The organism is Inquilinus sp., assembly GCF_057815775.1.
Genome location: NZ_JBYRFX010000766.1, coordinates 1 through 3,493, shown reverse-complemented (window position 1 = coordinate 3,493; position 3,493 = coordinate 1). Strand labels below are relative to the sequence as shown.

Annotated in this window: 3 protein-coding genes; all 3 read left to right on the top strand. The window is 68.9% G+C overall.

The features are described 5' to 3' along the window. Positions 1–910 (top strand): ShlB/FhaC/HecB family hemolysin secretion/activation protein (locus AC3XYG_RS26895; RefSeq protein ID WP_489142947.1); only part of this gene is annotated, 910 nt, incomplete at its 5' end. 19 nt (positions 911–929) lie between these two features. After that, positions 930–2,894: a DUF2341 domain-containing protein gene (locus tag AC3XYG_RS26890; RefSeq protein WP_489142946.1), complete on the top strand. Its 1,965-nt coding sequence runs from the start codon at positions 930–932 to the stop codon at positions 2,892–2,894. A gap of 9 nt (positions 2,895–2,903) precedes the next feature. Beyond that, complete coding sequence (locus AC3XYG_RS26885) at positions 2,904–3,311, top strand: ExbD/TolR family protein (protein ID WP_489142945.1); 408 nt, start codon at positions 2,904–2,906, stop codon at positions 3,309–3,311. The last annotated feature ends 182 nt before the right edge of the window (positions 3,312–3,493 follow it).

Sequence of the window (3,493 nt, the reverse complement as noted above, 5' to 3'; positions counted from 1 at the left end):
CACCACCGCACCGGAGGATCCGGACCAGACCTCGGCCATTGCCGCCACCTACACCTTCCGCGTTCCCGAGTGGAAGGAGAGCCTGGTGCTCTACGGCATCTCCTCCTCCAGCAACGTGGCGACGCTGGGCGGGGTCAACGTCATCGGCGACGGCACCATCATCGGCGCCCGCGGCGTGATCCCCCTGCCCGGCCTGCCGGATTTCTACCACACGCTGCTGTTCGGCGTGGACTGGAAGGATTTCGGCGAGAGCCAGGTGTTCGGCAGCGAACAGTCGCAGACGCCGATCACCTACACGACCGCGACGGTCGAATACAATGCCACCCGGCCGGATACTCTGGGTTCGACTTCGCTCAACCTGGGGGCGACCTTCAGTCTGCGCGGCCTGGGCGATCCCGACGACAAGTTCGAGCAGAAGCGGGCCGGCGCCACCGGCGACTTCGCCTATTTCAGGGCCGGGCTGGAGCGGCAGCAGAAGCTGCCGGGCGAATTCGAGCTGACGGCGCGGCTGGACGGCCAACTGGCGAACCAGCCGCTGATCAGCAACGAGCAGTTCAGCGCCGGCGGCGTCACCACCGTGCCCGGCTACGTCGAATCCGAGGAGCTCGGCGACAATGGCTGGGTCGGCGCGTTGCGGCTGTCGACGCCGAATCTCGGCGACATGATCGACCCGTCGCTGATCCAGGACTGGCGCGTCTATGCCTATGGCGACTTCGCCGAATTGTGGCTGCAGGACGCCAATCCCGGCCAGGACGATGAATTCCAGCTCGCCAGCGTCGGCCTCGGCTCGCGCTTCAAGCTGATCAACCACCTCACCGGCTCGCTCGACCTCGCCGTGCCGCTGATCGACGGCGGCGACACCAAGGCCGACGACGTCCGCATCCTGTTCACCGTTGGCGCCAGCCTCTGACCCCGGGACCGATCCGCGCATGAGACCGCTTCTCTCGATCCGCCCGCTGCAGCTGCTGCTCTGCGCCCTCGCCGCGCTGGTGATCGCACCGCAGACCGCCTCGGCCTGGTGGAACAACGACTGGTCGCTGCGCAAGCCGATCACGATCGATCTGGGCGCCAATGCCGGCGCCGTCCCCGGCATGGCCGGGCGGGCGCCGGTGCTGATCCGCCTCTCCGCCGGCAACTTCAACTTCGTCGCCGCCAAGGATGATGGCTCGGACCTCCGCGTCATCGCCGAGGACGACAAGACTCCGCTGAACTTCCACATCGAGAAGTTCGACAATCTGTTCGAGATCGGCCTGGTCTGGGTCGACTTGCCGAATGCGACTGCGGACAAGCCGCAGACCGTCTGGCTGTACTACGGCAACCAGAAGGCGGTCGCGACCGGCACGCCCAAGGCGGATTACGACGCGGCGCAGACGCTGGTCTGGCATTTCTCCGAACCCGGGCCGCTGCCGCTCGACGTCACCGGCTATGCCAACAACGCCGCGCAGTCGACGGCAGCCAAGGCCGATGCCTCCTTCATCGGCGGCGGCATGGCCTTCGACGGCAACGGCACGGTGATGCTGCCGGCCACGCCGAGCCTGGCGGTGCCGCCGGGCGGCGCCTTCACCTGGTCGGCCTGGATCAAGCCGGGCACGCCACAGGCCAATGCCGTGATCTATGAGAAGGAGGCGGCACCGGGCGCGATCCAGTCCGGCGGCCTCGCCATCGGCCTCGACGGGGCGACGCCTTTCGTCAGCGTCGACGGCGGCACCGGGCCGCAGCGGATCCTTGCAGCAGCGCCGGTGACGGCCGGCAACTGGACCCATCTGGCGGTCACCGTCGCCGCCGGCCAGGTCACGCTCTATCTCGACGGCCGCGCGGTCGGCACCGGCGCGGTCACGCTGCCGGCGCTGGCCGGCGCGGCCGTGCTGGGCAGCCCCTTCCCCCGGCCGGTGCCCGAGCCGGTCCCGCCGGCGTTGGAACCGGCGGCGCCTGTACCAGGGGCCCCGGCAGCGCCGGCCGCCGACGGTGCGGCCCCGGCCGCTGAACCGGCGGTGCTTGCGGCCCCGCCTGCCCCGATCTTCGCCCATTACATCGGCGAACTCGACGAGCTGGAGATCGCCAATGTGGCACGGCCGGCCCCGGCGATCCTGCTGGCCGCCCATAGCGCCGCGGCCGACAGCAAGCTGCTCGCCTTCGGTGTCGAGGAGGAAGCGTCGGGTTTCGACCTCGGGCCGCTCGGCGCCATCCTGGCCTCGGTCACGATCGATGGTTGGGTGATCATCGGGGTGCTCGGCGTGATGCTGCTGCTCAGCTGGGTCGTGATGATCAGCAAGATCGGCTACGTCAACCGGGTCGCCGGCGCCAACAAGCGTTTCCTGGTGCCGTTCCGACGGCTGGTCGCCGATCTCGCGGCGCTGGACCAGGGCGATCCGGACGACGCGACCGCCCCGGCCCGCCTGGCAGGCGGTGAGGAGGCCAGGACCTACCGCAATGCCTCGCTGTACCGGCTCTACCATGTCGGGGCCGAGGAGATCACCCATCGGGCCAAGGCGGCGAAGGGCCGGTCGGGGCGGCTGATCCTGTCGCCGGAATCGATCGCGGCGATCCGCTCCACGCTCGACGCCACCCTGACCCGGGAGATCCAGAGCGCCAACCGGCTGATGGTGGTGCTGACCATTGCCATTTCAGGCGGGCCGTTCCTCGGGCTGCTCGGCACCGTCGCCGGCGTGATGATCACCTTCGCCGCCATCGCCCAGTCCGGCCAGGTCAACATCAACTCGATCGCCCCCGGCATCGCAGGCGCCCTGGTCGCCACCGTCGCCGGCCTCGCCGTCGCGATCCCGGCCCTCTTTGGCTACAACTACCTGGCCAGCCGGATCCGCGACATTACTGCCGACATGCAGGTCTTCGTCGATGAGTTCACGACGAAGATGGCCGAATTCTACGCGCGGTAGGGCAAAGCCATGCAAGTCCAGCAGGAAAACAAGCCGTATGACGACATCAACGTCACGCCGATGCTCGACCTTGCCTATGTGCTGCTGCTGATCTTCATCATCATGACGACGGCAGCGGTGCAGGGCATCGAAGTCGACCTGCCGAAGGCGAGTGCGGCCGCGAGCATGTCGCAGCCGCAGATGCGGGCGATCTCGATCGACAACAAGGGGCAGGTCTATCTCGACACCATCCCGGTGACGATGCCGGAGCTGGAAAGCCGGATCGCCCAGATCAAGGCGACCGTCCCGGACTTCCCGGTCGTGATCAAGGCCGACCAGGCCGTGCAGTACGCCCGGGTGATGGACGTGCTCGACCTGCTGCGCCGCGTCGGCGTGCAGCAGGTCGGGCTGGTCTCGCAGCGCCCGGCGGCGAGCTGAGCGGCGGCGGGGAGGCAGGGACATGGCAGACCGCACGACCTGGATCCGGCGCGTCGCCTGGACCGGCATGGGGCTGGCCATCGTCGTCGCCGTGGTCGCGCTCGGCATGGCGCTGCTGCGCGGCAAGCCGGTGCAGCAGGTGCGCCAGCCGCCGCCGATCCAGATGGTGCAGCTGCCGCCCC

Coding starts and splice junctions, on each gene's coding strand:
- AC3XYG_RS26885 (WP_489142945.1), top strand. CDS start 2,904: ATGCAAGTCCAGCAGGAAAACAAGCCGTATGACGACATCAACGTCACG.
- AC3XYG_RS26890 (WP_489142946.1), top strand. CDS start 930: ATGAGACCGCTTCTCTCGATCCGCCCGCTGCAGCTGCTGCTCTGCGCC.